14 protein-coding genes and 1 pseudogene are annotated in these 15,062 nt (G+C 67.9%); 7 read left to right on the top strand and 8 right to left on the bottom strand.

The window, feature by feature from the left end; genetic code table 11:
• Nucleotides 1-6: 6 nt before the first annotated feature.
• Together ACK42S_RS04035 and ACK42S_RS04030 are read left to right on the top strand one after the other, a co-directional pair.
• The gene (locus tag ACK42S_RS04035; RefSeq protein ID WP_409703684.1) at nucleotides 7-999 is read left to right on the top strand and encodes an ABC transporter ATP-binding protein; all 993 of its coding nucleotides are present in this window, start codon (nucleotides 7-9) and stop codon (nucleotides 997-999) included.
• The gene (locus ACK42S_RS04030; RefSeq protein WP_409703681.1) at nucleotides 996-1,988 is read left to right on the top strand and encodes an ABC transporter ATP-binding protein; all 993 of its coding nucleotides are present in this window, start codon (nucleotides 996-998) and stop codon (nucleotides 1,986-1,988) included. Before ACK42S_RS04035 ends, ACK42S_RS04030 begins: the two co-directional genes overlap by 4 nt.
• A 19-nt stretch (nucleotides 1,989-2,007) precedes the next feature.
• Here the strand turns inward: ACK42S_RS04030 and ybeY are convergent, their stop codons facing one another.
• Complete coding sequence (gene ybeY / locus ACK42S_RS04025; protein WP_409660158.1) at nucleotides 2,008-2,454, bottom strand: rRNA maturation RNase YbeY; 447 nt, start codon at nucleotides 2,452-2,454, stop codon at nucleotides 2,008-2,010.
• A 2-nt stretch (nucleotides 2,455-2,456) separates the two neighbouring features.
• On the bottom strand, nucleotides 2,457-3,419 hold the full coding sequence (locus tag ACK42S_RS04020) for a PhoH family protein (protein ID WP_409703720.1): 963 nt from the start codon (nucleotides 3,417-3,419) through the stop codon (nucleotides 2,457-2,459).
• 107 nt (nucleotides 3,420-3,526) lie between these two features.
• On the opposite strand from ACK42S_RS04020, the gene ACK42S_RS04015 reads away from it, so the two are divergent.
• The 4 genes from ACK42S_RS04015 (at nucleotide 3,527) to ruvB (ending at nucleotide 7,842) form a co-directional block, all read left to right on the top strand.
• Nucleotides 3,527-5,404: an ATP-binding protein gene (locus ACK42S_RS04015; RefSeq protein ID WP_409703678.1), complete on the top strand. Its 1,878-nt coding sequence runs from the start codon at nucleotides 3,527-3,529 to the stop codon at nucleotides 5,402-5,404.
• A gap of 76 nt (nucleotides 5,405-5,480) precedes the next feature.
• Nucleotides 5,481-6,143 (top strand): response regulator, encoded by a 663-nt coding sequence (locus tag ACK42S_RS04010; RefSeq protein WP_409703675.1) that lies wholly within the window; start codon nucleotides 5,481-5,483, stop codon nucleotides 6,141-6,143.
• Between the two features lie 45 nt (nucleotides 6,144-6,188).
• Nucleotides 6,189-6,764 (top strand): Holliday junction branch migration protein RuvA, encoded by a 576-nt coding sequence (gene ruvA, locus ACK42S_RS04005; RefSeq protein ID WP_409703672.1) that lies wholly within the window; start codon nucleotides 6,189-6,191, stop codon nucleotides 6,762-6,764.
• A gap of 13 nt (nucleotides 6,765-6,777) precedes the next feature.
• A complete protein-coding gene (gene ruvB / locus ACK42S_RS04000) occupies nucleotides 6,778-7,842 on the top strand; it encodes a Holliday junction branch migration DNA helicase RuvB (protein ID WP_409703669.1) in 1,065 nt (354 codons plus the stop codon).
• Nucleotides 7,843-7,846: 4 nt separating this feature from the next.
• On the opposite strand, the gene ACK42S_RS03995 is transcribed toward ruvB, so the two are convergent.
• From ACK42S_RS03995 to ACK42S_RS03970, 6 genes and pseudogenes are all read right to left on the bottom strand, one after another.
• Nucleotides 7,847-8,605: a glycosyltransferase gene (locus tag ACK42S_RS03995; protein ID WP_409703666.1), complete on the bottom strand. Its 759-nt coding sequence runs from the start codon at nucleotides 8,603-8,605 to the stop codon at nucleotides 7,847-7,849.
• 151 nt (nucleotides 8,606-8,756) lie between these two features.
• Nucleotides 8,757-9,803: pseudogene (locus tag ACK42S_RS03990) on the bottom strand (sterol desaturase family protein); the annotation flags it as partial.
• 70 nt (nucleotides 9,804-9,873) lie between these two features.
• Nucleotides 9,874-10,533 carry a histidine phosphatase family protein gene (locus ACK42S_RS03985; protein ID WP_409703663.1) on the bottom strand — a complete coding sequence of 220 codons (660 nt, stop codon included), beginning with the start codon at nucleotides 10,531-10,533 and terminating at the stop codon, nucleotides 9,874-9,876.
• A 66-nt stretch (nucleotides 10,534-10,599) separates the two neighbouring features.
• The gene (locus ACK42S_RS03980) at nucleotides 10,600-11,232 is read right to left on the bottom strand and encodes a YbhB/YbcL family Raf kinase inhibitor-like protein (RefSeq protein WP_409703660.1); all 633 of its coding nucleotides are present in this window, start codon (nucleotides 11,230-11,232) and stop codon (nucleotides 10,600-10,602) included.
• Between the two features lie 34 nt (nucleotides 11,233-11,266).
• Complete coding sequence (locus ACK42S_RS03975) at nucleotides 11,267-11,590, bottom strand: DUF1840 domain-containing protein (protein ID WP_409703657.1); 324 nt, start codon at nucleotides 11,588-11,590, stop codon at nucleotides 11,267-11,269.
• 10 nt (nucleotides 11,591-11,600) lie between these two features.
• The gene (locus tag ACK42S_RS03970; protein ID WP_409703654.1) at nucleotides 11,601-12,836 is read right to left on the bottom strand and encodes a class I SAM-dependent methyltransferase; all 1,236 of its coding nucleotides are present in this window, start codon (nucleotides 12,834-12,836) and stop codon (nucleotides 11,601-11,603) included.
• Between the two features lie 168 nt (nucleotides 12,837-13,004).
• Between ACK42S_RS03970 and ptsP the strand changes: the two genes are divergently transcribed.
• A complete protein-coding gene (ptsP, locus tag ACK42S_RS03965; RefSeq protein ID WP_409703651.1) occupies nucleotides 13,005-14,792 on the top strand; it encodes a phosphoenolpyruvate--protein phosphotransferase in 1,788 nt (595 codons plus the stop codon).
• The last annotated feature ends 270 nt before the right edge of the window (nucleotides 14,793-15,062 follow it).

Below are 15,062 nucleotides of genomic sequence, written 5' to 3'. Positions count from 1 at the left end.
CCCACGATGAACACGAACAAGACGCCCCTGCTGCAGGTGAAGAACCTGCGCGTGGAGTTTCCGACCCGGCGCGGCACGCTGCTGGCGCTGGACGACATCAGCTTCGACATCGCCGCTGGCGAGATCCTTGGCGTGGTGGGTGAATCGGGCGCGGGCAAGTCGCTGACCGGTGCGGCCATCATCGGTTTGCTCGAACCCCCGGGCCGGGTGGCTGCCGGGGAGATCCGGCTGGAAGGCCGGCGCATCGACAACCTGCCGTATGAGGAGATGCGCAAGGTGCGCGGGCGTCAAATTGGCGCGATCTTCCAGGATCCGCTGACCTCGCTGAACCCGCTGTACACCGTGGGGCGGCAGCTCGTCGAGACCATCCTGACCCACCTGCCGGTGAGCCCGGCCGAGGCCCGCCAGCGCGCCATCCAGTTGCTCAAGGACACGGGCATTCCGGCCGCCGAGCAGCGCATCGACCACTACCCGCACCAGTTCTCGGGCGGCATGCGTCAGCGCGTGGTGATCGCGCTGGCCTTGGCGGCCGAGCCCAAGCTCATCGTGGCCGACGAGCCCACCACGGCGCTGGATGTGTCGATCCAGGCGCAGATCATTGCGCTGCTCAAGCGGCTGTGCAAGGAAAAGGGGGCGGCCGTGATGCTGGTGACGCACGACATGGGCGTGATCGCCGAGACCTGCGACCGCGTGGCGGTGATGTACGCCGGTCGCGTGGTCGAGATCGGCCCTGTGCAGGACGTGATCCATGCGCCGGCCCACCCCTACACCGAGGGCCTGATGGGTTCGATCCCCGCGATGGACGAGGACCGCGAACGCCTCACCCAGATCGACGGCGCGATGCCGCGCCTGACGGCCATTCCGCGGGGCTGCGCTTTCAACCCGCGTTGCCCCAAAGCCTTCGACCGTTGCCGCATCGAGCGGCCTGAACTGATGGATGCCGGCCGCACCCGTGCGGCGTGCTGGCTGCACGCACAGCAAGAAAGACAAGCAGCATGACCGCCTTGGTGGAAGTGAAAGACCTGGCCAAGACCTTCGACGTCTCGGCCCCATGGCTCAACCGTGTGATCGAGCGCAAGCCGCGGGAATTCGTGCACGCCGTCGATGGCGTGAGCTTCGAGATCGAGCGCGGCCACACGCTGGCGCTGGTGGGCGAATCCGGATGCGGCAAGAGCACGGTGGCACGCCTGCTGGTGGGTCTGTACAAGCCCAGCCGGGGGACCGTGCGCTTCGACGGCATCGACACCCAGTCGGTGGCCGGCACGGCCGAGGGTCGTGCGCTGCATCGCCGCATGCAGATGATCTTCCAGGATCCGTATGCCAGCCTCAATCCGCGCTGGAAGGTGCTGGACATCATCGCCGAGCCATTGCGTGAACATGGCATGGTCAAGAACGACGATCAGGCCAAACAGCGCGTGGGCGAACTGCTGCAGTCAGTGGGCCTGTCGCCGGCCGACATGGAGAAGTTCCCGCACCAGTTCTCCGGCGGACAGCGTCAGCGCATCTCGATCGCGCGTGCCCTGGCCACGCAGCCCGAGTTCCTGGTATGCGACGAGCCGACGTCGGCACTGGACGTGTCGGTGCAGGCGCAGGTGCTCAACATCATGAAGGATCTACAGCGCCAGCGCGGTCTGACCTATCTGTTCATTTCGCACAACCTGGCTGTGGTACGGCACGTGGCGGACGAGGTGGGCGTGATGTACCTGGGCCGGCTCGTCGAGCTGGCGCCCAAGCGCGAGCTTTTCGGGCGAGCGCGCCATCCCTACACGCGCATGCTGCTCGATGCGATCCCCGACATCCACATGACCGGGCGCTCGCGCACGCCGGTGCAAGGCGAGGTGCCCAATCCGCTGAATCCACCCAGTGGATGCGCCTTCCACCCCCGCTGTCCGCACGCCAATGCGCGCTGCTCCAGCGAGCGCCCGGCGCTCAAGGACTTCCAAGGCATCAAGGTGGCCTGCCACGCCGTGGAGGAAGGCCGGGTCTGACGCGAACCACCCGCCCGGGTCAACCCGGCGGGGCGTAGGGGTCGGCGAATCCCAGCGCGCGCATCACCGCCGATTCGCGCGCCTCCATCACTTCAGCCTCGTCGTCGGCCTCGTGGTCGTACCCCTGCGCGTGCAGGGTGCCATGCACGAGCATGTGCGCGTAATGCTCGACCACTGTCTTGCCGAGCTCGGCAGCCTCACGTTCGACGACCGGTGCGCAGACGATGAGGTCGGCCACGACCACCGGTGCATGCTGGTAGTCGAAGGTCAGCACGTTGGTGGCGTAGTCGCGTCGGCGGTAGTTGCGGTTCAGGGCGCGGCCTTCGTCGGCATCGACGACGCGCACGGTGATCTGAGCGGGGGCTTCCAGCGCGGCGCGGATCCAGCGCCTGACCTTGTGGCGCGGCAGCAGTGCGCGGTGGCGCGGGTCCGCAAACTGCAGCGACAGGTGCAGCTCGGGGCGCATGCTCAGCTCTGAGCCCGCCGGGCCGCGTCATAGGCCTCGACGATGCGCGCGACCAGCGGGTGGCGCACCACGTCGGCAGCGGTGAACTGGGTCATGGCGATGCCACGCACGCGCCGCAGCACCCGCTGAGCGTCGATCAGGCCGCTGGTGGTGCCGCGTGGCAGGTCGATCTGGCTGACATCGCCGGTGATCACCGCCTTGGACCCGAAGCCGATGCGAGTGAGGAACATTTTCATCTGCTCGGGGGTGGTGTTCTGAGCTTCGTCCAGGATCACGAAGGCGTGGTTGAGGGTGCGTCCACGCATGAAGGCCAGCGGCGCGATCTCGAGCTGTCCTTTGTCGAACGCCTTGGTGACGCGGTCGAAGCCCATCAGGTCGTACAACGCGTCGTACAGCGGGCGCAAATACGGGTCCACCTTCTGCGTGAGGTCGCCAGGCAGGAAGCCCAGGCGTTCGCCGGCTTCCACCGCCGGGCGGGTCAGCACGATGCGCTGCACGGCGGATCGCTCCAAGGCGTCGATCGCGCAAGCCACGGCCAGGAAGGTCTTGCCGGTGCCGGCTGGGCCGATACCGAAAGTGATGTCATGGCCGAGGATGTTGCGCAGGTACAGATCCTGGTTCGGGGTGCGTCCGGCCAGGTCGGCGCGCCGGGTGCGCAACACGATCTCCTCGGCCTCACCGTCGGCGCCGGCGGCCGGCTTGTCGTCGCAGCGGGCCGCTTGCAGCACGGCCATCTGCAACATCTCGGGGGACAGCGGCTTGGCCGCGCGTTCGTAAAGCGACTGCAGCAAGGCGGTGGCCCGCTCGGCCTGCTTGCGCGGCCCCTCGATGCGGAAAGCTTCGTTGCGCCGGCTGATGCTCACGTCCAGCGCGGCCTCGATGGTTCTCAAATGCTCGTCGAGCGTGCCGCACAGGTGGGCCAGGCGGGCGTTGTCCAGCGGAAGGAAGGCGTGGCGGAGGATCACGGGCACGGATGGTTCGGGCAGCTCCAGTGCCGGAATTGTCCCCCGACTTCGGGGAAAGTGGGCGACGGGCCTGGGAAGCGGCCGGCCTTCGTCGCAGAATGCGCGCCATGAAGATGAACGGTGCGTCGTGGAGGATCTGGACGTGGTCTCTTGGGGGGCTGCGTTGGCTGGGCTGGGTGCTGGTCTTGGCCTGCGCCGCCTGGCCGGCGCACGCCGAGGTTCTCGTCATTCGTGAGGCCATCGTCGCGCAGGAAGCCCCCGATGGCCGCACCAGCCGGCCGGTGCTGCGCCATGTCAGCCTGCCCGACGAGTGGGCGCGCGAGCGCCCCGAATTCTCCGGGGTGCTCACCTATGCCGTGAGCTTTACCCTGCCTGCGCAGACCTTGCCGGCCCCCCAGGAACTGCTGGCCCTGTACATCGAGCGCGCCTGCACCAACGTCGAGGTTCGCCTCAACGGCCATGTGATCGGCCGCGGCGGCCGCATGAGCGAGCCCGTCACGCGCAATTGCTACCGTCCCTTCCTGTTCACCCTGCCGTCCGGCCTGCTGGATCCGTCGGGCCGCAACCATCTCGACGTGCGGGTGGTGGGCTTCCCGGCCGGGCAGGTCGCCGCCCGTCAGCGCAGCGCGGGGCTGTCCGTGCTCGAGGTGGGGCCTGAAGACGAGCTGCGCGTGCGCCACGACCGCTACCTGTTCTGGAACGTCACCGTTTTGCAGATGGGCAGCGCCGTGCTCACCGTCATGGGCCTGTTCATGCTCGGGCTGGGCTGGATCCGGCGGCCCCAGCCGATGTACCTCTACTTCGGCGCTTTGCTGATCGGTTGGTCGCTGGTCAGCGCCCGCGTATGGTGGAGCGATACGCCCTTGACCCATGCGGCGGCGGAGGTGCTGGTCAGCGGCCTGATCGCGCCCGTGGTGGCGTTTGCCATCCTGTTCCTGCAGCGCCACGCCGGGCTGCGCTACCGGTGGGTGGACGTCGCGCTGTGGATGCAGTGCCTGCTGGTGCCGCTCTCGCTGGCCCTGGCCGGCCGGGGGCGGCTCTTTGAGGTCATGAACCTGTGGTTCGTGATCTTCGCACTCCAGGTCGGCGCTGCCACGATCGACTACCTCATCCGGGCCCGGCGGGCCGATCGGCCGGGCTGGCGCGGTGTGGCGGCGGTGATGGGACTTGCCGTGCTGGCGGCCCTTGCCGAAGTGGGGCTGCAACACGGCTGGCTGGACTTGCCCAACCGACACTTGGTGCATTTTGCGATGCCGGTGCTCATGGTCGTCGTGGCCGCCCAGGTCTTGCGCGAGTTCGCACAGGCCCTGCGAGTGGCCGAGACCATGCGCGACGAACTCGAACAGCGCGTTCACGAACGCACGGTCGAGATCGAGCGCAGCTATGCCCATCTGGCCGAGCTGCGCATCGAGCAGGTGGCCGAAGCCGAACGCAAGCGCATCGCCGGCGACCTGCACGACGATCTTGGCGCCAAGCTGCTGACCATCGTCCACACCAGCCACGACGAGCGCATCGCCACCCTGGCGCGCGAAGCCCTGGAGGAGATGCGCCTGTCGGTGCGGGGGCTCACCGGCAAGCCGGTGCGCATCGCCGATGCCCTGGCCGACTGGCGCGCCGAGACCGTGTCGCGACTGAGCCAGGCCGCCGTGCAGGTCGACTGGGTCAGCTCGCACGAGCTGGACGAGCGCAACCTCTCGGCGCGCGCCTACGTGCAGACGACCCGCATCCTGCGCGAGGCGGTCAGCAACATCATCAAGCACAGCGGGGCGAATGCCTGCACCATCCGCTGCGTGATCGACGACACCGACTTCAACCTCGTCATCCAGGACAACGGCAAGGGCATCCCCATGCAGCTGGACGGACGGCTCGACCGCGGCCATGGCATGGCCAGCATGAAGCGCCGCGCCAAACAGTTGGCCGGACAGTGCCTGGTCGAGTCCGGGCCGGGCTTTGGCACCCTGATCCGTCTCACGTTGCCCCTGTAGCCGCCGGCCCAGGCCTGCTAACATGCCGGTATGCCTCCGGCCAGGGGGCGCTTCGGCCTCGGTGCCCTGACCAGCCATGCACATCCTGCTGCTCGAAGACCTGCCCGAGATCCGCCAATGGCTCAAGGCCCTGGTGATGCAGGTGTTCCCCAAGGCGCAGCTCGTCGAAAGCGCGCGCGTGCACGACGCGTTGCAACAGATCACTGCCACGCGCTTCGACTTGGCCCTGATCGACCTGGGCCTGCCCGACGGCTCCGGTGTCGAGGTGGTCGAGGCCCTGCGTGAGCAGCAGCCCGACGCCCAGTCGGTCGTGGTCACCATCCACGACGACGATGACCACCTCTTTCCCGCCCTGCAGGCCGGCGCCTTCGGCTACCTGCTCAAGGAGCAATCGCGCGACCTGCTGGCCGAGCAGCTCCAGCGCATCACCCAGGGCGAACCGCCGTTGTCGCCGTCGATCGCCCGCCGCGTGATCGCCTATTTCGCCTCGCAGGCGCGACAGCAGAAAGAGGAAGCACCGCTGCTGCCCGACGTCTCGCTCACCGAGCGCGAGAACGAGGTGCTGCTGCGCGTGGCCAAGGGTTTCACGCTGCCCGAGATCGGCCAGCAGCTCAACCTGTCGCGCCACACCATCGCCGACTACGTCAAGCAGATCTACCGCAAGCTCAACGTGTCCTCACGTGCCGAGGCCGCGCTGGAGGCGCAGCGCCTGGGCCTGTTCAAGCGCACCCCGAGATGAGCCCGCCGGTGCCGCCGGATGCGGCGCCCCCGCGATAATCCCAGGATGATCGGTCGTCTGACGGGCGTGATCGCGGAGAAGGCCCCTCCGCAGGTGCTGATCGATGTCGGCGGCGTCGGCTACGAAGTCGACGTGCCGATGAGCACCTTCTACAACCTGCCCCACCTGGGTGAGCGCACCACGCTGCTTACCCATTTCGTCGTGCGCGAGGATGCGCAGGTGCTCTACGGCTTCGGCACGGCGGCCGAGCGCCAGGCCTTCCGCCAGCTCATCAAGGTCTCGGGCGTGGGCCCGCGCATTGCCCTGTCGCTGCTGTCGGGCCTGAGCGTGGCCGAGCTGGCCCAGGCCATCAGTGTGCAGGAGGCGGGCCGCCTGACCCGTATCCCCGGCATCGGCAAAAAGACGGCCGAGCGGTTGCTGCTCGAACTCAAGGGCAAGCTCGGCGCTGAGCTGGGGGCCGCGCCGGTGTCGGTCAAGAGCCAGGCCCAGGCCGACGTGCTGCAGGCCCTGGTGGCTCTGGGATACAGCGACCGGGAAGCCGCCGCCGCCCTGAAGACTCTGCCCGAAGACGTGAGCGTGAGCGAAGGCATCAAGCTGGCGCTGAAGTCCCTTGCCAAGTGAGCCTGTCCCGCCCATGAGCATCCAGACCGATGACTTCACCCCGCCGCCGCGCCCCCGCGTCGTGTCGGCTGCGCCGGCTTCACCCCACGAGGAAGCCCTGGAGCGCGCGCTGCGCCCCAAGGGCCTGGCCGAGTACGTGGGACAGGCCAAAGCGCGTGAGGAGCTCGAGATCTTCATCGGTGCGGCCAGGAAGCGCGGCGAGGCGCTCGACCATGTGCTGCTCTTCGGCCCGCCCGGCCTGGGCAAGACCACGCTGTCGCACATCATCGCCCACGAGCTGGGCGTGAACCTGCGCCAGACGTCTGGCCCCGTGCTCGAAAAACCCAAGGATCTGGCGGCGCTGCTGACCAACCTCGAGCGCAACGACGTGCTCTTCATCGACGAGATCCACCGCCTGAGCCCGGTGGTCGAGGAGATCCTCTACCCCGCCCTGGAGGACTACCAGATCGACATCATGATCGGTGAAGGCCCGGCCGCGCGCTCGATCAAGCTCGACCTGCAGCCCTTTACGCTGGTGGGCGCCACCACGCGCGCGGGCATGCTCACCAACCCCTTGCGCGACCGCTTCGGCATCGTGGCGCGGCTGGAGTTCTACACCGCCGAGGAGCTCACCCGTATCGTCACGCGATCGGCCGGCCTGCTCAACGCCTCCATCGACCCGGAAGGTGCGCTGGAGATCGCCCGGCGCTCGCGGGGCACGCCGCGCATCGCCAACCGCCTGCTGCGCCGCGTGCGCGACTATGCCGAGGTCAAAGGCAATGGCCACATCGGCAAGGCGATCGCCGACCGGGCCCTGGCGATGCTCGATGTCGACCCGATGGGTTTTGACGTGATGGACCGCAAGCTGCTCGAGGCCGTGATCCACCGCTTCGACGGCGGCCCGGTGGGGCTGGACAACCTCGCCGCGGCCATCGGCGAGGAGCGCGACACCATCGAGGACGTGATCGAGCCCTATCTCATCCAGCAGGGCTACCTGCAGCGCACGCCACGCGGTCGCATCGCCACGGCCACGGCTTATCGGCACTTGGGGTTGGTGGCGCCCAGGAGCGGAGAGGGCGGTCTCTTCGACGGCCCCTGAGGCTTCAGCCGGCGTCGGCCTGCCAGGCTTGGCGCAACCAATCGATGTTGCCGATGCGGCGGTACCAGCGATGGCCTGCGCCTTCGAGCACTTCCGACATCTTCGGCGACCCCGCGAACACCACGATCTTGGCGCCCGGCGGGATGGCGGGGTCGCGGAAGTAGCTCGCGAAGTGGCGCGGCACGCAGTCGTTCTTGAAACTCACGCACCAGCCCCGCGGCCAATACTGCAGCAAGCCGCGCCGGGCCAGTTGGGCGCTGAGGAACTGCTGCGAGATCTCGTAGGCACGTGTGGCCGCGGCTGGGTCGGTGACATAGGCCTGCAGGATGTCCGTGTGCGCCCCAACCTCGAAACGGAACACCGAGGAGTTGCCCACACTGGCCAGGAAACGATCGCGCGCCGGCAGCAGCTTGCGCAGCGGCTTGGAGCGGAAGAGCTCGTCATCACGGATGATCAGGAATCGCCCCGGTGCCGCAAAGAAGGGGTCGATCGAATCGACGATCACCAGATCGAGATCCAGAAAGAGCGTGGGGCCGGACAGATCCGCCAGCTCGCTGCGGAATACGGCCAGCTTCTGCCAACGTGTGTCCCCATGGCCTGGGGGCAAGCCCAACGCCGGCACCGGGAAGACTTCGATGCCGGGATGCAGCCCAGCGGGATCGTCGGTGAAGCAGACAAACCGATGCGGCAGCGACAGATGGCGTCGCACGCCGGCGTACAGGTGGTTGACATATTCGGGGCCGTACAGGCGACCCCATTTCATGCAGATGACGTTGACAGAAGGGGGGGAGGACGGAAGGGTCATCGATAACGAAGGGCAGGGCCGGGCAGCACATGTTAGTGCACGCCGCCGGGACGATGCGTCATGCCGTGGCCTGCGCGGGCCGTGGGGCAGAGCGCCCGAGACTGCTCAACGCCGACACCCCCCACAAACCCGCCACGATCAGCGCCGCCCCGCCAGCCTGCGCCCCCAAGCTCAGCGTGTGCGCCTGCCACAGGAAGGCCGCGGTGGCCCCCAGCAGAGCGAGGAACAGGGCGCCGGCGCCCCATTGCGCCCAGGTCGGCATCGGCGGGTCGTAGCGCTCAAGGCGGGACAGATCGAAGGGCGCCTTGGGGAAGCGCTCGGCCACGTCGGCCGGCCGCCAGCCCGGCGGCTTGAACCAGACGCGCAACTTGTCACCCCAGCGCTGCGCATGCCAACTGTCGAACACCAGGTCGCGATAGACCTGCAGGTTCGCCCACACCGGGTTCCAGCTGCGCAGCGGGCTGCGCGTGCCGTAGACACAGGGTTCGCGGTCGTCCTCTTCCTGGAACGTGCCGAACAGCCGGTCCCACAGGATCAGGATGCCCCCATAGTTCCTGTCCAGGTACTTGTCGTTCACGGCGTGGTGCACACGGTGGTTGCTCGGTGAGCAAAACACCCGGTCAAACCAGCCCAGCTTGCCAATCTGCTGGGTGTGCACCCAGTACTGGTAGAGCAAGTCGATCAGCGCCACCACCCCGAAGACCAGCGGAGGAAAACCCAGCACCGCCATCGGCAGGTAGAAGATCCAGCCACCGATCCAGCCCGAGCTGGTCTGGCGCAGCGCCGTCGAGAGGTTGTAGTCCTCGCTCTGATGGTGCACCACGTGGGCGGCCCAGAACAGTGCACATTCGTGCCCCAGCCGGTGGTGCCAGTAGTAGCACAGGTCATACAGCAGTAGCCCCGCCACCCAGACCCACAGGGCATCGGCCGGCAGGTTCCACAGGGCCAGGTGCTGGTAGGCCACCGTGTAGATCCCCACGGTCAGGGCCTTGGTCAAGACCCCTACCACCTGACTCATGATGCCCAGGCCAATGCTGCTCAAGGCGTCGTTGAGCCGGTAGGTGTTGCGCCCGCGCCAGCGCCCCACGAGGTATTCCACGGCCATCAACAGCAGGAAGACCGGGGTGGCTACAACGATGATCTGTGCACCTTCCATGCGACGCGCCTGAACCAGACAAGCCTCGATTGTGTGCAGCGTGGAGCGGCCGTGGACTTCGGGCAGACCCTCAGCGCCCCGGTCTCTCCAGGATCTCGTCGAGCGCCAGGTCCTGCAGGTGCTGGGTGTCGGCCCACCCCACCAGCGTGAAGCCCTCGGGGGTGTACAGCAGGCGGTTGATGCTGGCGTTGGCCAGCTCCCAGGTGCGCGGTGCGCGCAGGTCGATCCGCGTGGCGGCGCGATACAGGCAATCCAACACGCCGCCGTGGGCGACCAGGGCGATCGTCTGGCCGGGGTGGGCGCAGGCCAAAGCCCCGGCCTGCTCGACCACTCGCCGGTAGAACACGTTCAGGCTCTCGCCGCCTTCCGGGCAGAACTCGGGATCGCGCTGCCGCCATCGCAAGGCCTGCTGCGGCCATTGCGCCTCGATCTCGCGGAAGGTCCGACCCTCGAAACGGCCGAAGGCCCGCTCGCGCAGCCCCGGGACCGGTTGCACCGGCAAGCCCGTGAGCTCGGCCAGCGCCTGCGCGGTCTGCCGGGCGCGGCTCAGGTCGCTGCTGTAGACGGCCTGCAGGTTCTCATCGGCCAGGGCCCGGGCCAGGCGGCGGGCCTGGCGCCGGCCGGTGTCGTTGAGCGGGATGTCCAGGTGGCCCTGGATGCGGGTGTCGACGTTCCAGGCGGTCTCGCCGTGACGGATGGCCAGGATGCGGGTGGGCTGGGGATGGGACATGCAGGACAGGGTGGAGGGGGCAGTGCGGCGGCGGGGGCCGGCGCATCCGGCCGTCCCGATGGTCGTTCAGCCTGCGCGCAGGCGCCGATTCAGGGTGTAGGTGCCCACGAAAGAGGCCGAGCCCAGCACGTGACCGGCGATCGCCTGGCGCACCTGGGCGCCGGTGAACGCCCCCTCGACCGGACAGCGCGCCAGATCCAACGCGAAGAGCGTGAACACGTAGTGGTGCACCAGGGCATCGTTGAAGGGGGGGAAGGGGCCGTCATAACCGAAATACGACCCCGCCATGTCGGGGTTGCCGGCAAACCAGCCCGTGTAGTCGTTCAGTCCGTGCCGCGCCCCATGCAAGGTGGCCGGTCCGGGCTTGCCCCGCGGCGTGAAGCCCTTGGAGAACTCGCCCTCGGCGATCTCGCTCACCGTGGGCGGCAAATCGACCATCACCCAATGGAAGAAGTCCACCCGCGGCAGATCGGCCGGCACCTCCCGGTCGGGCTTGTTGACGTCGTCACCTCGGCTGGGCACGTCCGGATCGTGACAGATCAGCGCCAGCGACTGCGTGCCCGACGGCAGCCCGCTCCAGGCCAAGTGGGGGTTCAGGTTGTCCGAGAAGGTCACGCCGCCTTGCGGATCGGGGCGCCCGGCCGCGTAGCGCTCGGGGATGGCCTGTCCGTCGTTCCAACTCTGGCTCCACAGTTTCATCGCGGTCTCCTGTGCTTGTGCTTGGGGTGGGGCATCAGACGCCCCAGACGATGTCCTTGCCGGCCTCATGGCAGCGCCGGATCATCTCGATCAGTGGCCACAGCCGCTGCCGCAGTGTCACGCCGTCCTGCGGTGGCAGGCTGCGGCCCTCGGCTTGGGCCTCCTCCTCGGCGCGCCGGCGTTCGGCTTCTTCCTCGGCGATGGCACGTTCCAGGGCGGCGATCGCCGCCGGCATCTCCGCGGGCACGAGGATGCCCTTGCCGCCCGGCGTCTTGCCGAGCAGACGCATCACGTGATCGCCATGGACCCCCGTCATGATCACATCGCCGGCCGCCTTGGACCTGAACTTGTAGAGCATCTCCCCGGCCTCACCGGTACATGTAGCTGCGGTTGAAAGGATAGACCGATTGTGCGCCGCGCATCGGCCCTGGCACCGGGTCCCCGCTCGGCCGCGAGGCCAGCAACTGGAACAGCGAAATCCAGCCCCGCTCGAAGCTCATCGCGCAGCCGGCCAGGTACAGCCGGTAGGCCCGCACCGTCTTCTCGTTCGTGACCGCGCGCGCCTCGTCCAGCCGGGCCTCCAGAGCGTCGGACCAGGCCCACAGCGTGCGCGCATAGTGGGGGCGCAGGTTCTCGGCGTCGAGCAGCTCCAGGCCGCCCTCGGTCAGGGCCTGAGCCACCTCCGACACGTGCTCCAGCTCCCCGCCAGGGAAGATGTACTTCTCGATGAAATCCCCCATGCCTGCCCCGAGCTGGGCGTTGTGCACTCCCCCGGCCGTGATGCCATGGTTCATCACCAGGCCGCCAGGCACCAGCAGGCGGCGGATCTTGTCGAAGTAGCCCACCAGGTTGGCGCGTCCGACGTGCTCGAACATCCCCACCGAGGCGATGCGGTCATAAGGGCGGTCCTCGGGCATGTCGCGGTAGTCCCGCAAATGCATCTGCACCCTGCCACGCAGGCCGAGCTCGTCGATGAGCCGGTTCACGTGGGCATGCTGGTTGCGCGACAGCGTGATGCCCTCGGCCTGCACGCCGTAGTGCTGCGCGGCCCACAGCAGCAGCCCTCCCCAGCCGGCGCCGATGTCCAGAAAGCGCTGCCCCGGCCCGAGCTGCAGCTTGCGGCAGATGTGATCGAGCTTGGCTTCCTGGGCCTGGGCCAGCGTCATGTCCGCCTCGCGGAAATAGGCGCACGAATACACCCGCCGCGGGTCCAGCCACAGCGCATAGAAGTCGTCCGAGACGTCGTAGTGGAACTCAATCTGCCGCGCATCGCGTTCCTTGCGATGGCGCCGGCGGGACTGCACCGAGCGCCACCAGCGCTGCCACCAGGTGGGACGTCCCTGCGCGACCGGATCGCCCACCAGACGGGCGGCCACGGCCATCAGGTCGCGCATGTTCCCGTCGATGTCGAGCTGGCCCATCACATAGGCATCGGCCAGGGCGCCGATCTGCCCGCGCGCCAGCGCACCCAGCCAGCGCGGTTCGTGCAGCCGCAGCCGGACCTGCGCATCTCGGGTGCCTGCATGCCCCCCCGGCCATTCCAGCGCCACCTTGCGCGGCAGGCCATCCAGCTTCTGTTCGATCAGGCCCGTGAGCCCTGACATGGCGCATCCTCCACAAATCAGGCAACGCCACCGGCACGGCGTAGCGTCCCCCCGAGTCTGACCGATGGAAGCCGCCCAAGGCAAGGACTGGCGGTGCGCTATGCGGACAGGCGCCGGCTCCGGGAGTCCCGTCTGGCTGGGTGCGGGGCGCGCTGCTAGCATCCGCGCATGACCCTCCAAGTGTTCGGATTGCCCGTTGCCCGCGGGGTGGCCATCGGCAAGGCTGTCCTGGTGGCCTCCAGCCGTGTGGACGTGGCCCACTACTTCATCAGCCCCGACCGCGTCGAGGCGGAGATCGATCGGCTGCGCCGGGCGCGCGATGCCGTGGCCGAGGAGCTGGCTGGCCTGAAGCGCGACATGCCCTCCGACGCCCCTGCCGAGCTTGGGGCCTTGCTCGACGTCCACCTGATGCTGCTGCACGACGAGGCGCTGACCGGGGCCACCAAGCAATGGATCATCGAGCGTCACTACAACGCCGAATGGGCTTTGTCGGCCCAGCTCGAAGTCCTGGCACGCCAGTTCGACGAGATGGAGGACGACTACCTGCGTGAACGCAAGGCCGACATCGAGCAGGTGGTCGAGCGGCTGCTGCGGGTCCTCGGCCGCAACGGCTCGGTGCTGTCGACCGCCCCCGCGCCCAACCCAGGCGACTGGGGCGGGGAGGATCCCCTCGTGCTCATCGCCAACGACATCGCGCCGGCCGACATGCTGCAGTTCAAGCGCAGCATCTTCCAGGGCTTCGTCACCGATGTGGGCGGCAAGACCTCGCACACCGCCATCGTCGCGCGCAGCATGGGCATTCCGGCCGTGGTCGGCGCACGGGAAGCCAGCCATCTCATCCGCCAGGACGACTGGGTCATCATCGACGGCGATGCCGGCGTGGTCATCGTCGACCCCTCACCCATCGTCCTCGAGGAATACCGTTTCCGCCAGCGCCAAAGCGAACTCGAGCGCGAGCGCCTGGCCCGGCTGCGCCACACGCCGGCCGTCACGCTCGACGGCGAGCGTGTCGAACTGCTGGCCAACATCGAGCTGCCCCAGGACGCACCAGGGGCCTTGCAGGCCGGGGCCGTCGGCGTGGGCCTGTTCCGCACCGAGTTCCTCTTCATGAATCGCAACGGCGAGCTGCCCGGCGAGGAGGAGCAGTTCGAGGCCTACCGGGCTGCCGTGCAGGCCATGCAGGGCCTGCCCGTGACCATCCGCACCATCGACATCGGTGCCGACAAGCCCCTGGAGCGCATGTCCCACAACGAGCTGCGCCACGAGCACACGCTCAATCCCGCGATGGGCCTGCGCGCGATCCGCTGGAGCCTGTCCGAGCCCAGCATGTTCCGCATGCAGTTGCGTGCCATCTTGCGCGCCAGCGCCTACGGCAAAGTGCGCCTGCTGATCCCCATGCTCACCCACCTGGGCGAAGTGCGCCAGACCTTCGAGGCCCTGGCGCGGGCCAAGCAGCAGTTGACCGATGCGGGGCTGCCGTATACCGACGTCGAGGTGGGGGCCATGATCGAAGTGCCCGGGGCCGCCTTGCTGGCCCAAAGCTTCGTGCGACATTTCGACTTCGTTTCGCTGGGCACCAACGACCTGATCCAGTACACGCTGGCCATCGATCGTGCCGACGAGACCGTGGCCCACCTGTACGACCCTTGGCACCCCGCGGTGCTGCGCCTGGTGGCCGACACCATCGCCTGCGCGCGCTCGGCCGGCAAGGGGGTGAGCGTGTGTGGCGAGATGGCCGGCGACCCCGCCTTCACGGCGTTGCTGCTGGCCATGGGGTTGCGCAGCTTCTCGATGCATCCCTCGCAGATCGCCACCATCAAGCAACGCATCCTTCGTGCCGACACCCGCCGGCTGGCGCAGCACCTGGGCTCGGTGCTGGCCAGCGAGGACCCGCAGGAGACCTGTCGGCAGCTGCTGCGATCGGATGCGGCGCGCGATCACGCGGCCATGCACTGAGCGACTGACCGTCCTGGCATCGCCCTGTCAGCGGCCCCTGGCGGGGCAACCCAAAAGCGTGCTACAGTCACGGTCTTCGCTGCTGCACCGAGGCCGCCCGCCTTCCTAAAGCAGGCACGGCGCCAGATGCGACGAAGCAGACGAAATAACCGAGTGCTTGACAAGGAAATCGAAATCTTGCAATAATCTCGGTCTTCGCTGATCACTGATTAGCGACGCAAACGAAGCGATGGTTTTGTTTGTGTGGTGGGTTCTTTAACAAGATACAGC

It is taken from the genome of Caldimonas sp., from assembly GCF_046289365.1.
Classification (GTDB): domain Bacteria; phylum Pseudomonadota; class Gammaproteobacteria; order Burkholderiales; family Burkholderiaceae_C; genus Caldimonas.
The sequence above is the reverse complement of the archived record's forward strand: the minus strand, read 5'-3'. Positions and strand labels throughout refer to the sequence as shown.

Coding starts and splice junctions, on each gene's coding strand:
- ACK42S_RS03985 (WP_409703663.1), bottom strand. CDS start 10,533: ATGTCCCATCCCCAGCCCACCCGCATCCTGGCCATCCGTCACGGCGAG.
- ACK42S_RS03970 (WP_409703654.1), bottom strand. CDS start 12,836: ATGTCAGGGCTCACGGGCCTGATCGAACAGAAGCTGGATGGCCTGCCG.
- ruvB (WP_409703669.1), top strand. CDS start 6,778: ATGAGCATCCAGACCGATGACTTCACCCCGCCGCCGCGCCCCCGCGTC.
- ACK42S_RS04015 (WP_409703678.1), top strand. CDS start 3,527: ATGAAGATGAACGGTGCGTCGTGGAGGATCTGGACGTGGTCTCTTGGG.
- ACK42S_RS03975 (WP_409703657.1), bottom strand. CDS start 11,590: ATGCTCTACAAGTTCAGGTCCAAGGCGGCCGGCGATGTGATCATGACG.
- ACK42S_RS04010 (WP_409703675.1), top strand. CDS start 5,481: ATGCACATCCTGCTGCTCGAAGACCTGCCCGAGATCCGCCAATGGCTC.
- ruvA (WP_409703672.1), top strand. CDS start 6,189: ATGATCGGTCGTCTGACGGGCGTGATCGCGGAGAAGGCCCCTCCGCAG.
- ACK42S_RS03980 (WP_409703660.1), bottom strand. CDS start 11,232: ATGAAACTGTGGAGCCAGAGTTGGAACGACGGACAGGCCATCCCCGAG.
- ybeY (WP_409660158.1), bottom strand. CDS start 2,454: ATGCGCCCCGAGCTGCACCTGTCGCTGCAGTTTGCGGACCCGCGCCAC.
- ptsP (WP_409703651.1), top strand. CDS start 13,005: ATGACCCTCCAAGTGTTCGGATTGCCCGTTGCCCGCGGGGTGGCCATC.
- ACK42S_RS04030 (WP_409703681.1), top strand. CDS start 996: ATGACCGCCTTGGTGGAAGTGAAAGACCTGGCCAAGACCTTCGACGTC.
- ACK42S_RS03995 (WP_409703666.1), bottom strand. CDS start 8,605: ATGAAATGGGGTCGCCTGTACGGCCCCGAATATGTCAACCACCTGTAC.
- ACK42S_RS04035 (WP_409703684.1), top strand. CDS start 7: ATGAACACGAACAAGACGCCCCTGCTGCAGGTGAAGAACCTGCGCGTG.